An 18,289-nucleotide genomic window follows, 5' to 3' on the forward strand; every position below is an offset into this window, starting at 1 on the left:
GGCGGGGAAGGCGGCCTTCACCGCCGCTTCGCCGGCGGCCTTGGACCGGCCATAGGCGGACGGGCTTTCCGGGTCGGCTCCGATGGCGGACACATGGACCAGCGCCGCAACGCCGGCCTCCGCCGCCGCCTTCGCCACATTGGCCGCGCCCTCACGGTGGAAGGCGTCGAAGTCGCCGGCCAGGATGCCGACCAGGTTGATCACCATGTCGCTGCCATGAATGGCGCGCGCGACGCTTTCGGGCTTGCGGATGTCGGCGGCGACGAACTGGCTCTGGCCCAAAGCGCCGAGCGGTTTCACCTTGACGGCGGTGGCGAGGTCGCGTTGCGCGATGCGCACCCGCGCGCCGCGCGCCATCAGCGTCTGGGCGACCTGCCGGCCGAGAAAGCCGCCGCCGCCGAAGATGGTTACGAGACTGTCCTTCATCACGCGGACCCCATGTCTTTCCAATGGTTGTAAATGACTCCGGTTCAACCCCTTGCAACAGCCGCCGCGCGCTGACAACTGCCGCGCGCAACGGGCATTCCCTTTTTTAGCCCAGCCAGCCCTGAAGACCGGCCAGCATCCACAGGCCCAGCAGCAGGAAGAGCAGGGCGGCGCCGACCTGAAGCGCGCGCATGGGTACTTTCTTCGCAAGCGCCTCACCGAACAGTACTGCGGGCACATTGGCGATCATCATGCCGAGCGTGGTGCCCATCGTGACGGCGAACAGATTGTCAAAACGCGCGCCGAGCGCAACTGTCGCCACCTGCGTCTTGTCGCCCATCTCGACCAGGAAGAAGGCGACCAGCGTCGTGACGAACACGCCGGCCTTCGAAGGTGCCTTGAGCGGGGCGTCGGCGTCGATCTTGTCGGGGATCAGGGTCCAGCCGGCCATCAGGATGAAGGAGGCGGCGACGGCGTAGCGGAACCAGGGCTGGGTCAGCACCCCGGCGATCGAATGGCCGACCAGTGCGGCGAGGAAATGATTGGCGACGGTCGCGCCGAAAATACCGAGGATGATCGGCACAGGCTTGCGGAAGCGCGTGGCGAGCAGCATCGCCAGCAACTGCGTCTTGTCGCCCATTTCGGCGAGCGCCACCAGCGCGGCGGATGTCAGGAAGGCGTCCATTCAAGCGTTCCGGGGCCGGGCGGAGACGATCGACACAATGCCATCACCGTCCTCCGCCCGGCCAGGGCAACAGGACGCCGATGCCATTGGTCTCGCCCGATGCGGCCCGCCCGTTCGGCGGCGCATCCCATATGCCACGGCCTCTCGGCCAAATATGTTGACATATGGCCCGTCCGACTTCGGACGGCTGGCTACTCCCCAGATGACGCGCTAGCCTTTAAGTCAGGCGGAAGGAGATGGCAAGCCATGGGCCAGGCGAACAAGACGGGCGAAACGGACGCGTCGGTCGAGGCTTTTCTGAAGCAGGTCGAGCCGCCCGAGCGGCAATCCGATGCGCGCGAGGTGGTGACGCTGATGAACCGGCTGTCCGGGGAACCGGCGCGCATGTGGGGCGGCAGCATCATCGGCTTCGGCCGCTACCATTATCGTTACGACAGCGGCCGGGAAGGCGACATGTGCCGCATCGGCTTCGCGCCGCGCAAGGCGGAGCAGGTCTTCTACCTTGCGGGCCTTGACGAGACGGATTTCTCCGCGCTGGGCAAGCACCGGCGGGGCAAGGGCTGTCTCTATGTCAAGCGACTGTCCGGCATCGACATGGCGGTATTTGAGCGGCTGATCGTCAAGAGCCTCGACCATATGGACCGGACCTATCCCCGATGAAGCTGCCGTTCGCGATCGCCGCTGCCCTGATGTTCGCCCCGGTGGCGCAGGCGGGGATAGAGGATCAGGGCATAGCGTCGCTGTCCGCCGATCTGGCGAGCGGGCGCACCAGCAGTGAGAAGGCGGTCCGCGCTTACCTCAAGCGAATCGCGGCGATGGACCGGAAGGGGCCACGGCTGAACAGCATCATCAAGCTCAATCCCGATGCGGTAACGCAAGCACGGGCGCTCGACCAGGAACGGCGGGCGGGTCGATTGCGCGGGTCGCTGCATGGCGTGCCGATCCTGCTCAAGGACAATATCGAGGCGGCGGGGATGCCGACCACAGCGGGATCGCTGGCGCTGGCGCGCAACGATCCGGGGCGCGATTCGCCGGTTGCGGCGGCGCTGAAGGCGAAGGGCGCGATCATCCTGGGCAAGACGAACCTGAGCGAATGGGCGAATTTCCGTTCCGAACGGTCGATGAGCGGGTGGAGCGCGGTGGGCGGCCTCACGCGCAATCCCTATGCGCTTGATCGCACCACCTGCGGATCGTCGAGCGGATCGGGTGCCGCGGTGGCGGCGGGCTTCGCGCCGGCGGCGATCGGCAGCGAGACCAACGGATCGATCATCTGTCCATCCTCGATGATGGGGCTGGTGGGATTGAAGCCGACGATCGGGCTTGTCCCCCGCACCCATATCGTTCCTATCAGCCATAGCCAGGACACGGCCGGACCGATGGCGCGCAGCGTGCGTGACGTGGCGATGTTATTGTCCGCGCTGATCGCCAGCGATCCTGCTGATCCGGCCACCGCCGATGCCATGGCCCATGCAGGCGACTATGCCGCCGCGCTCAATCCCACGAGGATCAAGGGAATGCGGATCGGTGTGTTGCGCGGCGGCGCGCAACCGGAGTTGCTGGCCCGATATGAGGCGGCTTTGGCGGTGCTTAAGGAACTGGGCGCAACGCTGGTGGAGGTAAAGAAGCCGGCGATGGAGGGGATGTCGGACGCGAGCTACCAAGTGCTGCAATATGAATTCAAGGCGGACATGAACACCTATCTCGCCTCGACCCGGCCCGATCAGGTGACGACGCGCACGCTCGGCGACCTCATCGCCTTCGATAGCGCACGGGCGGACAAGGAGATGCCGCTGTTCGGGCAGGACATCTTCACCGCGTCGCAGGCCAAGGCGGGACTCGACGATCCGGCTTATAGGGCGGCACGGGAGAAGTCGTTGCGGTTGGCGGGTCGGGAGGGGATCGATGCGATGCTGGCGGACAATCGCGTCGCGCTGCTGGTGACAATCAGCTACGGACCCGCCTGGCTGTCGGATACCGTGTGGGGCGACCAATATGAGGGGCCCGGCGGATCGACCGGGCCGGCAGCGATCGCCGGATACCCGCATCTCACCGTGCCAATGGGCCTGGTGCGCGGATTGCCGGTGGGGCTGAGCTTCATCGCAGGTGCCTATGCCGAGCAGCGGCTGCTCGATGCCGGCTACGCCTATGAGCAGGCGGCGGGGCTGCGCTTGCGGCCCGATTTTCGCAGCACGGTGGACGAAGGGCCGGCGCTGGAGGGCGCGCGCTGACTCAGGGTTCGCCGCGGCTCTGGTCCATCCGCCGTTCGGCGAACCATTGTTCCAGCATCTTGGCGGTGCAGCCGGTAAAGCCGTTGCTGCCGATTGCCGAGCAGCTGTTGGGCAGAGTCTGGCGCTGCACCTGCTCCATCGTCGCGACCTGGCTGCCCCAGCCGGGGCCGCCAGCGACAGCAGGCTTTTCGCGCAGTTTCTTGGGGATGCGGTAGCGTTCCGATTCGGGGCGGCGGGCGCACACCACGATTTCGTCGCCCTCGCCCTGCGGGCAGGGGTCGTCGCCATAGACGGTGAGGTTCTGGATGCGCTCGGGCGGTGGCGCGGGCTGGGCAAGCGCCGGCGCGGGCACGAGCAGTGCGACAAGGGGGAGGAGGTGCAAACGGCGCATCATATCTATTCCTTATACGCCCCTTTTATGCCGGACCTCTTCGTGCCCGTTCCTCCATGGACGGCATGGCCCGCCCCAAGCCGTCAGGGCTGCGCGGGCTGAGCAGGCTGTGCGGACTGCTGCTGGGCGGCCTCTTCCTCGGCCTTTACCCGCGCCTCGATCGCCTTGCTGTCGGCATCGATGGTGGACAGCCGCCGGGCACGCTCGGCAGCCACCAGATCCTTCCAGCTGGCATTGTCATCCTGCTGCCGTTCCGCCTTGGCGAGGCGGGCGAGCTGGGCGAAGCAGCCGGTCGCGCCGCCCGCCCCCACCGGCGAACAGCTTTCCGTCCCGGAGCGGCCGACATATTCCATCGATCGGACCCGTTCGCCCCAAGCCTGATTGCTGGGCTTGTTGGGATCGCCACGCAGCGGCTCGGGAATGCGATAGCGTTCCTCTTCGCCCTTGCGCGCGCAGACCACGATGTCGCCGCCCTGGCTTTGCGGGCAGGCATCGTCGCCGTAAACGATGACTATGTTGACCTTCTCGCTGCCGGGATCGGTGGCGGCGGTCGGTGCCGTCGCCTGCTGCGCCAGAACGGGGGCCGATGCGCCCGCCATCAGCGCGGCGGCGGCGATCATGAGCGTCTTGGTCATCGGTCCGTCCTTTTCAGATGCGCTTCGACAGCGCGATGGCGGCGCGGCACCCCAGCCGGATCGCGCCCGAAAGCAGGGGGTAGGCGGGCGCCTGTTCCGCGCCATGGGCAATGGCGGCGTCGCGATGCTCCACTTCCTCCGCCTGGAAATCCGTGATCGCGGCGGAGAGTTCCGGATCGCCGTCGCCGAGCTGATCCAGCTGATGCGAATAATGACGATCGATTTCGGTTTCGATCGCCGCGGTGCAGGCCATCGCGGCCTTTGGCCCCATTGCGGCGGTCACCGCGCCGAGCGCGAAGCCGGCGGCGGACCAGATCGGGGACAGGAGGGTCGGGCGGCCGCCCCGCCGCGCGATCATGGCGTCGAATGCAGCGCGATGGCGTTCCTCCTGCGCGGCCATGCCGGCGATGATGCGCGCATAGGGATGGCGATCCCCCATTACGGCGAGCTGGCCGGCATAGATGCGCGTCGCGCCATATTCGCCTGCCTGATCCACGCGCAGCATGGCGGCGTGGTCGGCGGCGCTGACCGTGCGGGTCGGGCGGGGAAAATCGCGGGTCGCGCTCATGCTTTCCTCCACTTCAGAAGCAGAACCAAGATGGCGAGCGCGGCGGCCCCGGACAAGAGGCCGTTATAGCCCGCGAGCGAGATGCCGAAGAGATCCCACGGCGCGACGTCGCAACGCGTGAGCGGACTGGCCATGATCTGGTTCAGCATGTCCGCCCCGCTGCCGCCGGTCGGCATGGTCGAACAAGTGGTGAGCCCTTCCCACCAGCCATATTCGACGCCCGCATGGAACAGGCCGATGAGCCCGCTGATGCCGACGGCGAGGCCCGCAAAGCCGGTGAACAGGGCGCTCAAGCAGGCGCGGCCGCGCAGCAGATATGCAAGCAGCGCCAGCGGGATCGCGGCCATATGCGGGTAACGTTGCCACCAGCACATTTCGCACGGATGCAGGCCGCCCAGATATTGGGAGGCATAGGCGCCGCCCAGCAGCGCCAGCGGCGTCAAGAGCGCAAGCGCGCGGGCGAGGGAAAGGCTCTTCATGCCGGATGCTTAGAGCCTTCCGATCCTTTCGTCATGCTGAACTTGCCTGCGTCCCGCCCGGCCTTGCGCCGGGATCGGGACGTGGAAGCGGAGGGCAAGTTATTTGCCGCCCGTCTTTCGCGGGGCCGGCGTCGCCTGCGCCAGCGCCGCGCCGGGCGTGCTCGCCAGGCGGGAGATGGTCTTGAGCGCATAGTCGAGCTGGAAGTCCTCGATCCCCTTCTTCTTCAAATCCTCGGCCGACATGGTGAAGCGCGGATCGTCCTTCGCATCCTCCTCCAACGCCTTGTCGTCGGTCTTGATCTCGTTGATGAGGTGACGGCGCAGGTCGCTTTCGCGGAATTTCGGCCGATCCTTGTAATCGGGATCGCTGAGCTGGGGCACGCGGATGTCGGGCTGGATGCCGCCTTCCTGCACGCTGCGGCCCGATGGCGTGAAGTAGCGGGCGGTGGTGAGCTTCAATGCGGTGGTGTTGCTGAGCGGCAGCATGGTCTGGACCGATCCCTTGCCGAAGCTGCGTTCGCCCATCACCAGCGCGCGGTGCTGGTCCTGCAGCGCCCCAGCCACGATTTCGGAGGCGGAGGCGGACCCCGCATCGACCAGCACGATGACCGGCAGCCCCTTCGCGTCGTCGCCGGGCTTGGCATAATAGCGTTCGACATCGCCCTTGTTGCGGCCGCGCTGCGACACGATCTCGCCGCGTTCCAGGAAGGCGTCGCTGACGCTCACCGCCTCGTCCAGAAGGCCGCCGGGGTTGGAGCGCAGGTCGAGCACATAGCCGGTGGGCTTGTGGCCCAGGCTCTTGTCGATGCTGCGGATCGCCTGGCGCACGTCCGCCCCGGTGTTGGCCGAGAAGCTGACGATATTGATGACGCCGATGCCGTTCTTCACCTCCCACTTCACGGGCTTGAGCTGAATGATCTCGCGCGTGAGGGTGAGGTCGATGGGCTTGTCGCGCCCCGCACGGACGATGGTGAGCTTGATGGAGGTGCCGGGCGCCCCGCGCATCTTGTCCACCGCCTCGTCCAGCGTGCCGCCATAGATGAGCTGGCCGTCGATATGGGTGATGAAGTCACCCGCCTTGATCCCCGCGCGCCAGGCGGGGGTATCCTGCGTCGGGGCGATCACCTTGACCGCGCCATCCTCCTGCGTGACGGAGAGGCCAAGGCCGCCATAGCTGCCCTCCGTCTGGGTGCGCAAATTCTGGAAATCGCGCGCGTCGAGGAAGCTCGAATGCGGGTCGAGGCTGGCGAGCATGCCGTCGATCGCGCCCTTGATCAGCTTTTCGTCATCGACCTTTTCCACATAGTCGCTGCGGACCTTCTGGAACACGTCCATGAATTCATCGAGCGCCTTGTAGCTCGACGCCTCCCCATCGGCGAGCGCCGCGGTGGTGGCCGGGATGAGCGCAAGCGCCCCGAGCGCCAGCGCGCCCTGGAGGAAGGTGGATTTCATGGCTTTCCTGGGAATCTGCATCAATGGCTCAATATAGGGCGATTCGCGGCGCAACGCAAAAGCCCGCTTCGACCAATGTCGTTCATCGACGATGAGCGTCGGGTTAACCGAGCCCCACCAGCGGCACGATGTCCACCGGGCGGCCGTTACGGCGGAGTTCCACGGTGATGTTGGGGCGTTCCGCGCCGGTGACGCCGACCGGATCGCCCTGCCGCACGCTCTCGCCGACCTGCGCCGTCACGCGATGAAGGCCGGTGATGAGCGTGGTCCAGCCCTGGCCATGGTCGATGATGAGGATCTGCCCATAATCGCGATAGGGACCGGCGAAGGCGACGCGCCCTGCGGTGGGCGCGATCGCCTGTGCGCCCGGTTGCGTCACCAGCGTCAGGCCGCGCGATCGCACGCCCCCGTCATTCACCTCGCCCATGCCGGTGACGAGCTGGCCGATGACCGGCAGGCGGTAGGGCGGGGGACCGGCGGCATAGCTCTCCCGCTCTGGCGCGGGCGCGGCGGCGCGGTCGGGGCGCGCGGGGCGCAGCAGCGGACCCGATAGCGCGGCGAGCCGATCGCGCAGGTCGCCTGCCTGTTCCAGCCGGTCCATCAGGTCGACGATGTCGCGCGCCTTTTCGCCCAGCGCCAGGGCGCGCTCGCTTTCGAGGCCGGCATTGGCGCGATAGTCGCGCGCGGCGACGCGCTTCTGCGCCTCCAGCGCGGCGAGCGCGTCCTGCCTGGCCTTGCGGTCGGACTGCGCCTGCGTCAGCGCGTCGGCGGCCTGTTGCGCGGTGGCGCGCAGCGCCCGGCTGCGGTCGAGTTCGGCGCGCAGGCCGGCGGTACGCTGTTCGATCACGGGCAGCACCTGGCCCAGCACTGCGCGCATATGGACGGCGTCCGCGATCGATCCGGGCTGCACCAAGGCCAGCGCGGGCGGGCGGCGGGCCATCAGCTGCAGCGCCGCGGCGAGGCGCACCACCGGTTCCTGCCGGGCGGCGAGGCGGGTGGCCTGGGCGCGTTGCATCCGGGCGATGATGGCGATGCGGGCGCGGGCGGCCTGGATGTCGGCTTCGGCCTGCTGGATGCGGGCGGCGAGCGCGGCGGCGCGACGGCGGGCCTGTTCGGCCTCGTCGCGGGCCAGGCCGGCCTGCTGTTCCAGCCGCGCCGAGCGGTCGCGCGCCTCGTCCGACTGGCGGCGGGCGGCCTTCAGCGCCTGCTGCTCCTGCGCCAGCGTGGTGCCGGCGGTGCCGGACAGGATGATCGCGCCGTCATCGGCGGCGGGCAGGCGCGTGGACCCAAGGGCGACGAGGCCCGTCAGTCCGCTCATGATGAGGAAAGTCCGCTTCACCCTCAAAAAATCCCCGCTCTGGCGATCTGACTAGGGGTAAAGCGCTGGTTGCGCTAGCCTTCGCGATGATAGGGGTGGCCGGCCAGGATCGAGCAGGCGCGCCAAAGCTGTTCGGCGAGCATTGCGCGGGCCATCATGTGCGGCCAGGTCATCGCGCCGAAGGCGATCAGCAGGTCCGCATTGGCGCGTTCCGCGTCGTCGAACCCGTCGGCCGCGCCGATCAGGAAGCGGCATTCGCGCGTCCCCGCGTCGCGCCAGCCCTCGATCCGCCGGGCGAAGTCCATGGAGGAAAGCTGCCGGCCCTTTTCGTCCAGCATGACGGTGATTGTGCCGGGCTGGACCGGGGGCAGCTTGCCGCCGCGATCCGGCATTTCGGTGATCCGATGCGGCATCGTCAGCCGCTTCACATAGCGGTCGACCAGTTCGGCTTCGGGCGAGCGCCCGATCTTGCCGCGCGCGATGATGTGCAGGAGCAAACCCTACTCCGTTCGTGCTGAGCAGGGGCGCAGCCCCGTATCGAAGCGTCCGCGCAGTCCCGCGATAAGCTGCTTCGCCTTTGCTTGGCAGCTATTCGGGATGGACGGACTTGAAGGACGTCAGGCGTTGCCCGCCACCGGCGCGTCGACAAAGCCCCACATGCGTTCGAGATTGTAGAAGCTGCGCACTTCGGGCTTGAACAGGTGGACGATCACGTCGCCCGCGTCGATCAGCACCCAGTCGGCGACCGGAAGACCTTCGACCCGCGCGGAGCGGCCGGTTTCCTTCTTGATCTTCTCCGCCAGATGCTGGGCCATGGCGGCGACCTGGCGCGAGGAGCGGCCGCTCGCGATCACCATATGATCGGCGATGCTGCTCTTGCCTTCAAGCGGGATGGAGACGGTTTCCTGCGCCTGGTCGTCGTCGAGCGACTGCATGACAAGGGCGTGCAGGGCGGCCACGGATTCGGCGTCGGATGCCGTATCGTTGGCGGGGGCGGGGTTAGACAAATATACTCCAATCTAGATGACATACCGGCGCGTGAGCGGGTCGCGCACACGCGTTGCTTCATATTCGCGATGCCAGAGGGGGTCCGCCTGCCGCAGCAGGGTCGCCGATCTTGGATCAGGGCGAAAGCGCAATAGCACGAGCGCCGGCACTCTCCAATTCGTCCAGTCTGCACTCTGGCGCGCGGGCCGGACGAAGCGCCGCAGCCAGCTCATGGCCACAGAGCCACGGGCACCCGCATCATAACCCGGGCGGGCGATTACCGCAATGGGCATCTGCCGCGCGATGCCGCGCCAGTCGCGCCATTGGCTGAACTGCGCCAGATTGTCCGCGCCCATCAGCCAGATGAAGCGGTGGCGCGGGTAGCGGCGGGTGAGGGACTTGATCGCATCCACCGTGTAGCGGGTGCCCAGATGGCGCTCGATCGCGGTGGGGCGAATCGGCGCGCGGCGGGCGACGGCGCGGGCGCGGGCGAGGCGGGCGGGGAGCGGGGCCATGCCCTTGGCGGGCTTCAGCGGATTGCCGGGGGAAACCAGCCACCACACCTCGTCCAGCCCGAGCGCCTTCGCCGCGAAAAGGGAGATGGCGCGATGTCCGCCATGCGCCGGGTTGAAGGAGCCGCCGAGCAGGCCGATGCGTGTCATGCCGCTTTCATGGCAGGATGGACGCCCGGCGGCAACGCGCTGGGGCCGGAATAGGAAATGCCGCCCTTAACTTCGCATATGTCCCGCAAAATTGCGCATAAAATTGCGGGAGTTGGACATTTCGTTACGCGGTGTCCGGTTGCAAGGATGCGTCTGTCCTGCCCGAACGCGTCCCGATAGGACAGCGACAGGCGCGGTCAGCCGCCGCCCAAGGCCGTGCGGCGACGCCGCTGATAGGGGATGCGGTCGAGCTTCGCCATCAGGTCGGCGAAGGGGTTGTCGATCGTCGGCCGCGGGTCCGGCGGCTGCGCTTCCACGACCGGCCGCTGCCGCAGCGGCCGGCGCAGGCTGATGGCCTTCCACATGTCATTCTCCGATCCGATGGCCGGCAGACGGGGGTTGTCTTTGCCGGCCTTTGCCAGAGATACGCGGGGCATGGCCGGATGTTCCGGCCGCCGTCAGGCATGGGCGTCATTCAGCGGCCGGCAGGGCCCTGGCCTCGTCCGACTGAGAGTCGCGCGCGATCACGTCGAGCGGCTCCATCGCCTCGATCTCCTTGCCGCCGGTCTCGATGTCGAGGTCGCGGAACTTGCGGCCGGTGGACAGGACGCGGGTTTCGAAGCTGCCGATGAAGCTGTTATAGTTGGCGACCGCGCTGTTGAGCCCGGAGCCGAGCCGTTTGAGATGGGTCGCGGCAACCGAAAGGCGCTCGTAAAGTTCCTTGCCAAGCTGGCCGACCTGCTGCGCCTGTTCCTGCATCCGCGCTTGCCGCCAATGCCCTGCCAGCGTCCGGGCGAGCGGCAGGAAGGTCGCGGGGCCACAGATGATGACGCGGTTGCGCGCCGCGCGCTCCCAAAGATCCATGTCGGCTTCGAGCGCGGCGGTGACGAAATTGTCGCCGGGCACGTACATGATCACGAAGTCAGGGGCCTTGGTGAATTGCTCCCAATAGGCCTTGCGCCCCAGCGCGTCGGCGTGGGTGCGCACCGCACGGGCATGGTCGGCCAGATAACGCTCGCGGATCGCCGGATCGACCGAATCGACGGCGTTGAGATATGCTTCCAGCGAGCATTTGACATCGACCACCAGCTGCTGGTCGCCGGGCAGTCGGATGACGAAGTCGGGGCGCAACCGGCCTTCCTCGACCGCGACCGACACTTCCTCCTGAAAATCGACGAAGGGGGAGAGGCCGGCGGTTTCGATGAGGTTCTTGAACTGCTGTTCGCCCCAGCGGCCCCGCGTCTTGGGCGCGGCGCGCAACGCATTGACAAGCTTGGCGGTTTCCTCCCGCACCTGCCCCTGACCGGCATGAACCGCCGCGATCGCCTCGCGCAGTTCGGCATAGCTGCCGACGCGATCCTTCTCGACGCGGGCCAGCCCTTCCTCATAGCGTTTGAGCGTGGTTTCGACGGGGCTGAGCAGCGATTTGAGCTGCGCTTCGCTTTTTTCGTTCGCCTGCGCGAACCGTTGGTCGGCGCGGGTGAGAAATTGGGTCTGTGCCGATTCCAGCAGGCGTCCGCCAATCTCGCTGAATTGGGCGGACAATTGCTCTTTCGCGTCCCTCAAAGCGGCGATCTGCGCCTCGAACGCCTGGGTGCGCGCCTGGATGTCGGACTGGAGCGCGGCGAGATCGCGCAGCGCCGCTTCCCGCTCGGCGCGGACATGATCGATGTGACGGGCAGCATCGGCCTGCGCCGATTCGAGGCGGGCGTTCTGCGCCGTCGCCTGCGCGACGCGTTCCTGTTCCACCGCCAGTTCCGCGATGGCCACGTTGCGCTGCGTCGTCGCGGTGTCGAGGCGGTTCGCCAGGTCTGCCTTCTCCGCCAGCAATGATGCGGACGCCTTGCCCCGCAGCAGCCAGCCGGCGGCAAGGCCCGTCAGCAGGGCGATGACGATGAAGAGGGCGGCGAGGCTGTCCATGCGAGACCTTTCGGGAACGAAACAGGAACCTAGACGCGCCCGGCCCCTGCCGCAAGTCCCGCGGCGCAAGTCCTGTCAGGTGACGGCGGTGCGGAAGGCAGAGAGCCGGTCGATCGCGCGGTCCAGCGTGTCGTCGGACTTGGAGAAGCAGAGGCGCACCAGATGCGTCACCGGATCGGCCGGATAGAAGACGGAGAAGGGGATGGCGGCGACCCCGGCCTCCCCGATGATCCGTTCGCAGAAGGCGACATCGTCCATGGCGATGCCGGAGGCGGGCAGATCGATGGAAAGGAACCAGGTCGCGGCACTGGGCTGGACGGCGTAGCCGGCGGCGGACAGGCCAGCGGCGAGCCGATCCCGCGACGCCTGGCATCCGGCGCGCTGGTCGGCGAACCAGGCGTCGGGAAAAGCCAGCCCTTCCGCCACCGCCCATTGCAGCGCGGGCGGCGTGGTGAAGGTCAGGAACTGGTGCGCGCGGGCGAGCAGCGCGGCGAGCGGCGGAGCGGCGCACATCCAGCCGACCTTCCATCCGGTGACGGCGAAAATCTTGCCCGCCGACCCGATCTTGACCGTGCGCTCGCGCATGCCGGGAAAGCCGATCAGGGGGCGATGGAGGACGCCGTCATAGGTCAGTTGTTCCCACACCTCGTCGCAGATGGCGACAAGGTCGTGCGCGACGCAGAGATCGGCGAGCAACGCCAGTTCTTCGCGCCGGATGACGGTGCCGGCAGGGTTGACCGGATTGTTCATCAGCAGGAAGCGGGTGCGCGGCGTGATCGCCGCCTCAAGCGTCGCTTTCGTGATGCGCCAGTCGGGCGGGGTCAGCCGCACCACCTTCGCCACGCCGCCCGCGCGTTGCACCAGCGGCAGATAGGCGTCGTAGAGCGGCGCGAGCAGCAGCACCTCGTCTCCCGGCCGCACCAGCGCCAGCAGGCTGGCGGCGATCGCTTCGGTCGCGCCCGACGTGACGATGACCTCCTGCGCGGCAAGGTCGAGCCCCTGATGACGCGCATAATGGGCGGCCACGGCGGCGCGCAGTTCGGGCAGGCCGGCCATCGGCGGATACTGGCTGGAGCGATTGAGCATCGCATCGGCCGCCGCCGCCAGAATCTCGCGGGGGCCGGGGCCTTCGGGAAAGCCTTGCCCCAGATTGATCGCGCCTGTGTCCCGCGCCCGGGCCGACATATGTTCGAAGATGGTGGTGGGCATGTCCCGATAGACGGGATGGCCGTGCGCGGCATGGGTCATGCGCGCAGCATAGCGGCTGACGATGCGGCGTCCACCGGCAGGCGCAGTCCGGCCTGGGTCCGAACCGGCCGCAATAGGACAATATTAAGCTTGACGACGTAAGAGAAGCCCATGCCCCGGCCCGTTCTCCGCCATCCTGCTGTCCAGAAGACCCTGCTGATCGGCGGAGTCTATTTCATCGCGGCGAGCGCCGCGCTGATGGTGTCGCGATTCGAAGGCGGGCTGGCCTTTATCTGGGCGGCCAACGCCCTGCTGATGGCGGAATTGCTGACGTCGCGTACCGAGCACTGGCTGCGCGCCGTGATCGCCTGCGCAATCGCAAGCGCGGCCGCCACGACGCTGTTCGGCATGGGGCCGCTGGCCGCCGTGCCGATGGCCGCGATCAACATGATCGAAGCGCTGATCGTTGCGACCCTGTGCCGTCTTTTCGTGCCCGACAACCGGGTCACGGGATCGATTCGTCCGCTGCTGGTCTTCATCCTGGCTTTGTGCGGCGTGGCGGACGTGGTGACCGGCCTGCTGGCCGCGACCGTCGCGTCGCAACTGACGCCGGTGCCGTTCGGCCCGTCCTTCCTGCAATGGTACACCGGCCATGCGTTGGGCGGCCTGACCTTCACGCCCATTCTGATGATGCTGTTGCAGGGCGATCTGCGGCGCTGGTTGCGGCAGCAGTCGCCCCGCGCCACGGTGGAAGCGGCCCTGCTGCTGGCGCTCTTTGCCTTGGCGTGCGTGCATGTCTTCTATGTGGCGCGCTATCCGATGCTGTTTGCGCCGTTGCTGCCGCTGGTGCTGATTGCTTTTCGCGTGGGGCCCCTGGGCGCGGCCGCATCGGTCATCATCCTGGCCATCATCGGGGGCGTGGCGACATTGTCGGGCGTCGGGCCGCTGACCCTGATCGCGGGGACCACCGGGCAGCGGGTGCAGTTCCTGCAATTCTACATCGCCATCAGTTTCCTGCTGTGCATGCCGGTCGCGGCCGAACTGAACGCGCGGCGGCGGCTGTTTGCCATGCTACAGGAAAGCGAGGCGCGGTTCCGCGCCATTGCCGAGCATAGCGGCGACGTCGTGCTGAACATCGATGCGGCCGGGCATATCCAATATGCATCGCCCAGCGCCCATGAACAGATCGGCTGCGCGCCGGACCTGCTGGTAGGCCAACCGGCGGCGGACCTGGTCCACCCGGAAGATCGCGCCGGCGTGATCGCGGCGCACCATCGCGCGATCGGCCAGCCGGGCAGCGCGCACAAGGTCGAGTTCCGGCCGCGCTTGCCCGAAGGCGATTTCCAGTGGTGCGAAATGGTGACGCGGGCCGTGGTCAACGAGCGCGGCGATCCGGACGGGGTTGTCAGCATCATTCGGGATATATCGCGGCACAAGGCGCGCCAACATGCGCTGCAACAGGTCGCCGCCCGCGATTCGCTGACTGGCGCGGACAGCCGGCGCGCCTTCCTGGAAAAGCTGGACCGGGAGATGGAGCGGATCGGACAAGGCATTCGGTCAAGCCTGCTGCTGATCGATATCGACCATTTCAAGACGGTGAACGATCGCCATGGCCATGGCGCGGGCGACCAGGTGCTGAGCGTCTTCGTCGAGCGGCTGCGATCGGGCCTGCGCGGCGGGGACAGCGTGGGGCGGCTGGGCGGCGAGGAGTTCGCCGTGCTGCTGACCGACAGCGATGTCGAGCGCGCCGCGTTACTGTGTGAGCGGCTGCGCGCCATCGTGGCGGAACCCATGCCGGTGGGGGAAAACGAATCGATCCGTATCACCTTCAGCGCGGGACTGGTGGCGCTGGCCCCCGGATCCGACCGTTCCGCCATGCTGGAGGCGGCCGACAAGGCGCTCTATCGCGCGAAGCATAGCGGCCGCAACTGCCTGCGCCTCGCGGCCTGAAGGCGGCAGGCACAGTCGGCGGCTGTCGTCCCGTCAAAAAAGACGGATGATATGTTGTAACTTCATGCTTGCTGGCCTATGTAGCGCCGACCCATGAGAATGACGCTTCGCCATGTCCTGATATCCGGACGGATCGATCGCTTCGCGATCGCGCTGTCGGGACTGTGCGTCGCGCATTGTTTCGTCACCGCCGTCGTCCTGGGCCTGCTGGCGTCGGCGGGCGGGCTGTTTGAAAGCCCGATCTTCCACGAGGCAGGATTGGTGATCGCGATCCTGCTGGGCGCGGTGGCGCTGGGCCATGGCGCGATCGTCCATGGCTTCATGATGCCAGCCGCCATCGGATCGCTGGGACTGGGCGTGATGGCAGGTGCGCTGACGATGGACCATGGCATGCAGGAAAGCCTGTACACGCTGATCGGCGTCGGCATCCTGGCGCTGGGCCACGACCTTAATCACCGCGCCGGGCGATAGCCGCCGCTTACAGCCCTTTGTGGTCGAGCCTGTGCTCGCCCTTGACCCAGCGCACCGTGCCGGTGCTGGCGCGCATCACCACGCTGTGCGTCGTCAACCGACCGCCGGGCAGGCGCTTGACCCCGTCGAGCAGCGATCCGTCGGTCACGCCGGTCGCCGCGAAGATGCAGTCGCCCCTCGCCAGATCCTTAAGGTCATAGATGCGGTCCAGATCGGTGATGCCCCATTTGCGCGCGCGGGCGCGCTCGTCATCGTTGCGGAACAGCAGCCGGCCCTTGAACTGGCCACCGACGCAGCGCAGCGCCGCGCAGGCAAGCACACCTTCGGGCGCGCCGCCCGATCCCATATAGATGTCGATCGTGGTTTCCGGATTGGTGGTGGCGATCACGCCGGCGACATCGCCGTCCGGGATGAGCATGATGCCGCAACCGATGGCGCGCAGCTCGCCGATCAGCTTTTCATGGCGTGGCCGGTCCAGCACGCAGACGATGATGTCCTGCGGATCGACGCCCTTCGCCTTCGCCACTGCCGCCACATTGTCGCGCACGGACCGGTTGAGATCGATCGTGCCGTCGGGATAGCCGGGGCCGATGGCGAGCTTTTCCATATAGACGTCGGGCGCGTTCAGCAGTCCGCCTTCCTCGGCGATGGCAAGAACCGCGAGCGCGTTGGGACCGGCCTTTGCCGTGATGGTCGTGCCTTCCAGAGGATCGAGCGCGATGTCGATCCTCGGCCCGGTTCCGATCGCACTGCCCACCTTCTCCCCGATATAGAGCATCGGCGCCTCGTCCCGCTCGCCCTCGCCGATGACCACGGTGCCGTCCATATAGAGATCGTTGAAGGCAAGGCGCATCGCCTCCACAGCGGCGGCATCGGCGGCTTTTTCATCGCCGCGTCCCACCAGCTTCGATGCGGCGATGGCAGCGGCTTCGGTCACGCGCACCATCTCCAGCACCAGAACGCGATCAAGCGTCGAATCGGCCTGCATCATCTTCATCCCGGTCTGTATCCTTGCGGCGCTGGCGATAGGGGCTCCGACCCCGCTTGTCGAGCGAGCCAGAGCCTGGGCCCAGGACAGGCAGGTCATGAGATTCGGTCATAATGGAGCCATGATTGGCTGCTGTTCTGGCTGCCATGCGGTTCGTCCTTCCGATCGTCGCTGTCCTTCTCATCGTCTCCGCCGCGCAGGCCGAGGAGCCGGAGGATCCGCTTATGGCGGCCTATCGCGACAAGACGCGGGTGGTGCGTCCCTGCGACCGGAGCGGCGACGCCATCGTCGTGTGCGGAAGCCGGGCGGAGCGGAACGCGAAGCAGCGGCTGCCTTTGCCCAGAGAGCCGGAGGAGGGCGCGCGCATGCGGGGCGATCCGCCGCGTGCCTCCGCCGCGCCGGTGCGGCAGGGGGCGTGCGGCGTGGTCGGTGGGCAGGGCGCAGGCTGCACCGGCGGGCTGCCCGTCTTTCAGGTGATCGGCGCGATGGCGAAGGCGGCCGCTGCTCTCGTCGATCCCGACGCCGACCTGGAACCGCCGCCGCCGCTGCCCGATCGGTTCAGGGGCGCGACGCCCCGCTGAGTATCCGCTCAGTCGAGGATGTGCATCACCATCGGCGCGTCGAGCAGGCTGTCGGAGCCGGCGAGCCGTTCCAGCGTCTCGCGCACGCAACGCTCCTCGCCCGCATGGGTGACGATGGCGACCAGCACGCCGTCCGCCTGGTTGGCGCCGCGCTGGATCATCGATTCGATCGAGACGCCGGCGTCGCGGGTGGCCGCGGCGATCTCCGCCAGAACACCGGGGCGATCCTGTACCTTGAAGCGGAGATAGGCGCGGCCGATGCGCGCGCCGGCGTCGGCCGTGTGCTGCGGGCTGAGCGCCGCGACCGGCATGGCGAAGGCGTCGCCATATTCGTCACGCGCCACGTCGATCAGGTCGGCGACCACGGCCGATGCGGTGGGGCCTTCCCCCGCGCCGCGCCCCTGGAAGAAGAGGCGGCCGACGAAATTCCCCTCCGCCACCACGGCGTTGAGCGAACCGTCCACATGGGCGAGGGGATGGTCGAGCGGGACCAGCATCGGATGGACCCGCTGAAAAAGGCCTTCAGGCCCGTTCTGCGCCATGCCGACGAGACGGATGCGAAAGCCCAATGCCGCCGCCTCCGCGATATCGGCGGCGATGACGTGGCGTATGCCGGTGGTGGCGACCGCACCGAAATCCAGTTCGGTGCCGAAGGCGAGGCTGGCGAGGATGGTCAGCTTGTGCGCGGCGTCCACGCCGTCGATATCGAAGCTGGGGTCGGCCTCCGCATAGCCCAGATCCTGCGCTTCCTTCAGCACCTCGTGGAAATCGCGGCCTTCCTTTTCCATGGTGGTCAGGATGTAATTGCAGGTGCCGTTGAGGATGCCGTATACGCGCGCAATCTCGTTCGCGGCAGCGCCTTCGCGCATCCCCTTGATGACGGGGATGCCGCCAGCGACCGCCGCTTCATATTTGAGCGCGATGCCACCCTGTTCGGCGAGGCGCGCAAGGTCCAGGCCGTGATGCGCCAGCATCGCCTTGTTCGCAGTGACGAAGGGTTTGCCGGCGGCAAGGCACTGGCGGGCGAGGGTGAGGGCCGGGCCGTCCGATCCGCCGATCAGTTCCACCACGACATCGACATCGTCCCGCGCGGCCAGCGTCGTCATGTCGTCCACCCATTCGTAGCGGGAAAGATCGACGCCGCGATCCTTGTTCCGGTCGCGCGCGGAGATGGCGACCACCTGGATCGGGCAGCCGGCGCGGCGCGCGATCAGGTCGCCGTTGGTTTCCAGCAGGCGAATGACCCCGCCGCCGACCGTGCCGAGGCCGACAAGCGCGACGCGCAGCGGGGCATGGCGGTGGAGATTGGTCATGGCGATGTCTTTCCCTGATTTGCCGACGCCGCGCTGATAGCGGCCCG

General features: G+C 67.4%; 21 protein-coding genes and 1 riboswitch. Of the genes, 5 read left to right on the forward strand and 16 right to left on the reverse strand.

The features are described 5' to 3' along the window. Both AX724_RS12940 and AX724_RS12945 read right to left on the reverse strand, forming a co-directional pair. On the reverse strand, nucleotides 1-426 hold a 426-nt coding region (locus AX724_RS12940; protein WP_156448077.1), incomplete at its 3' end, for an NAD(P)H-binding protein. A gap of 106 nt (nucleotides 427-532) precedes the next feature. Next, nucleotides 533-1,111: a TMEM165/GDT1 family protein gene (locus AX724_RS12945; protein ID WP_066767152.1), complete on the reverse strand. Its 579-nt coding sequence runs from the start codon at nucleotides 1,109-1,111 to the stop codon at nucleotides 533-535. Nucleotides 1,112-1,209: 98 nt separating this feature from the next. Further along, a riboswitch (yybP-ykoY riboswitch) is annotated at nucleotides 1,210-1,324 on the reverse strand. Nucleotides 1,325-1,357: 33 nt separating this feature from the next. Between AX724_RS12945 and AX724_RS12950 the strand changes: the two genes are divergently transcribed. Both AX724_RS12950 and AX724_RS12955 read left to right on the forward strand, forming a co-directional pair. Further along, entirely contained in the window at nucleotides 1,358-1,771 is a 414-nt protein-coding gene (locus AX724_RS12950) for a DUF1801 domain-containing protein (RefSeq protein WP_066767153.1), read from the forward strand. Then, nucleotides 1,768-3,339 carry an amidase gene (locus AX724_RS12955; protein WP_066767154.1) on the forward strand — a complete coding sequence of 524 codons (1,572 nt, stop codon included), beginning with the start codon at nucleotides 1,768-1,770 and terminating at the stop codon, nucleotides 3,337-3,339. The genes AX724_RS12950 and AX724_RS12955 overlap by 4 nt, the downstream gene beginning before the upstream one ends. 1 nt (nucleotide 3,340) lies before the next feature. Here the strand turns inward: AX724_RS12955 and AX724_RS12960 are convergent, their stop codons facing one another. The 12 genes from AX724_RS12960 to AX724_RS13015 all read right to left on the reverse strand — a co-directional run bounded on the left by AX724_RS12960 (nucleotide 3,341) and on the right by AX724_RS13015 (nucleotide 12,999). After that, nucleotides 3,341-3,730, reverse strand: coding sequence for a hypothetical protein (locus tag AX724_RS12960; protein WP_066767232.1), 390 nt, complete (start codon nucleotides 3,728-3,730; stop codon nucleotides 3,341-3,343). Between the two features lie 83 nt (nucleotides 3,731-3,813). After that, a complete protein-coding gene (locus tag AX724_RS12965) occupies nucleotides 3,814-4,365 on the reverse strand; it encodes a hypothetical protein (RefSeq protein ID WP_066767155.1) in 552 nt (183 codons plus the stop codon). A gap of 13 nt (nucleotides 4,366-4,378) precedes the next feature. Then, nucleotides 4,379-4,933 carry a demethoxyubiquinone hydroxylase family protein gene (locus AX724_RS12970; RefSeq protein WP_066767156.1) on the reverse strand — a complete coding sequence of 185 codons (555 nt, stop codon included), beginning with the start codon at nucleotides 4,931-4,933 and terminating at the stop codon, nucleotides 4,379-4,381. After that, entirely contained in the window at nucleotides 4,930-5,412 is a 483-nt protein-coding gene (locus AX724_RS12975) for a disulfide bond formation protein B (RefSeq protein WP_066767162.1), read from the reverse strand. Before AX724_RS12975 ends, AX724_RS12970 begins: the two co-directional genes overlap by 4 nt. Before the next feature lie 99 nt (nucleotides 5,413-5,511). Then, nucleotides 5,512-6,864 (reverse strand): S41 family peptidase, encoded by a 1,353-nt coding sequence (locus AX724_RS12980; RefSeq protein WP_066767163.1) that lies wholly within the window; start codon nucleotides 6,862-6,864, stop codon nucleotides 5,512-5,514. A gap of 103 nt (nucleotides 6,865-6,967) precedes the next feature. Beyond that, entirely contained in the window at nucleotides 6,968-8,182 is a 1,215-nt protein-coding gene (locus AX724_RS12985) for a murein hydrolase activator EnvC family protein (RefSeq protein WP_156448078.1), read from the reverse strand. A gap of 74 nt (nucleotides 8,183-8,256) precedes the next feature. Next, nucleotides 8,257-8,679, reverse strand: coding sequence for a 23S rRNA (pseudouridine(1915)-N(3))-methyltransferase RlmH (locus AX724_RS12990; protein ID WP_066767166.1), 423 nt, complete (start codon nucleotides 8,677-8,679; stop codon nucleotides 8,257-8,259). A gap of 120 nt (nucleotides 8,680-8,799) precedes the next feature. Further along, a complete protein-coding gene (gene rsfS / locus AX724_RS12995) occupies nucleotides 8,800-9,189 on the reverse strand; it encodes a ribosome silencing factor (RefSeq protein WP_066767168.1) in 390 nt (129 codons plus the stop codon). A gap of 12 nt (nucleotides 9,190-9,201) precedes the next feature. Beyond that, complete coding sequence (locus tag AX724_RS13000) at nucleotides 9,202-9,831, reverse strand: nicotinate-nucleotide adenylyltransferase (RefSeq protein ID WP_066767169.1); 630 nt, start codon at nucleotides 9,829-9,831, stop codon at nucleotides 9,202-9,204. 197 nt (nucleotides 9,832-10,028) lie between these two features. Continuing rightward, nucleotides 10,029-10,268, reverse strand: coding sequence for a hypothetical protein (locus AX724_RS13005; protein WP_066767172.1), 240 nt, complete (start codon nucleotides 10,266-10,268; stop codon nucleotides 10,029-10,031). A gap of 34 nt (nucleotides 10,269-10,302) precedes the next feature. Continuing rightward, complete coding sequence (gene rmuC, locus AX724_RS13010) at nucleotides 10,303-11,751, reverse strand: DNA recombination protein RmuC (RefSeq protein ID WP_066767175.1); 1,449 nt, start codon at nucleotides 11,749-11,751, stop codon at nucleotides 10,303-10,305. A 75-nt stretch (nucleotides 11,752-11,826) separates the two neighbouring features. Further along, nucleotides 11,827-12,999 (reverse strand): aminotransferase, encoded by a 1,173-nt coding sequence (locus tag AX724_RS13015; protein ID WP_066767177.1) that lies wholly within the window; start codon nucleotides 12,997-12,999, stop codon nucleotides 11,827-11,829. 111 nt (nucleotides 13,000-13,110) lie between these two features. On the opposite strand from AX724_RS13015, the gene AX724_RS13020 reads away from it, so the two are divergent. Both AX724_RS13020 and AX724_RS13025 read left to right on the forward strand, forming a co-directional pair. Beyond that, the gene (locus tag AX724_RS13020; RefSeq protein ID WP_066767179.1) at nucleotides 13,111-14,889 is read left to right on the forward strand and encodes a sensor domain-containing diguanylate cyclase; all 1,779 of its coding nucleotides are present in this window, start codon (nucleotides 13,111-13,113) and stop codon (nucleotides 14,887-14,889) included. 93 nt (nucleotides 14,890-14,982) lie between these two features. Then, on the forward strand, nucleotides 14,983-15,360 hold the full coding sequence (locus tag AX724_RS13025; protein ID WP_066767183.1) for a MerC domain-containing protein: 378 nt from the start codon (nucleotides 14,983-14,985) through the stop codon (nucleotides 15,358-15,360). A gap of 7 nt (nucleotides 15,361-15,367) precedes the next feature. Here AX724_RS13025 and glpX read toward each other — a convergent pair whose 3' ends face one another. After that, entirely contained in the window at nucleotides 15,368-16,351 is a 984-nt protein-coding gene (glpX, locus tag AX724_RS13030) for a class II fructose-bisphosphatase (protein ID WP_066767233.1), read from the reverse strand. Nucleotides 16,352-16,473: 122 nt separating this feature from the next. Here glpX and AX724_RS13035 point away from each other — a divergent pair, with 122 nt between their 5' ends. Then, nucleotides 16,474-16,929, forward strand: a complete 456-nt coding sequence (locus tag AX724_RS13035; protein WP_231736677.1) for a hypothetical protein — start codon at nucleotides 16,474-16,476, stop codon at nucleotides 16,927-16,929. Between the two features lie 8 nt (nucleotides 16,930-16,937). On the opposite strand, the gene AX724_RS13040 is transcribed toward AX724_RS13035, so the two are convergent. After that, nucleotides 16,938-18,242: a homoserine dehydrogenase gene (locus AX724_RS13040; RefSeq protein WP_066767186.1), complete on the reverse strand. Its 1,305-nt coding sequence runs from the start codon at nucleotides 18,240-18,242 to the stop codon at nucleotides 16,938-16,940. Between the last annotated feature and the right edge of the window lie 47 nt (nucleotides 18,243-18,289).

Source organism: Sphingobium sp. CCH11-B1 (assembly GCF_001556865.1).
Classification (GTDB): domain Bacteria; phylum Pseudomonadota; class Alphaproteobacteria; order Sphingomonadales; family Sphingomonadaceae; genus Sphingobium.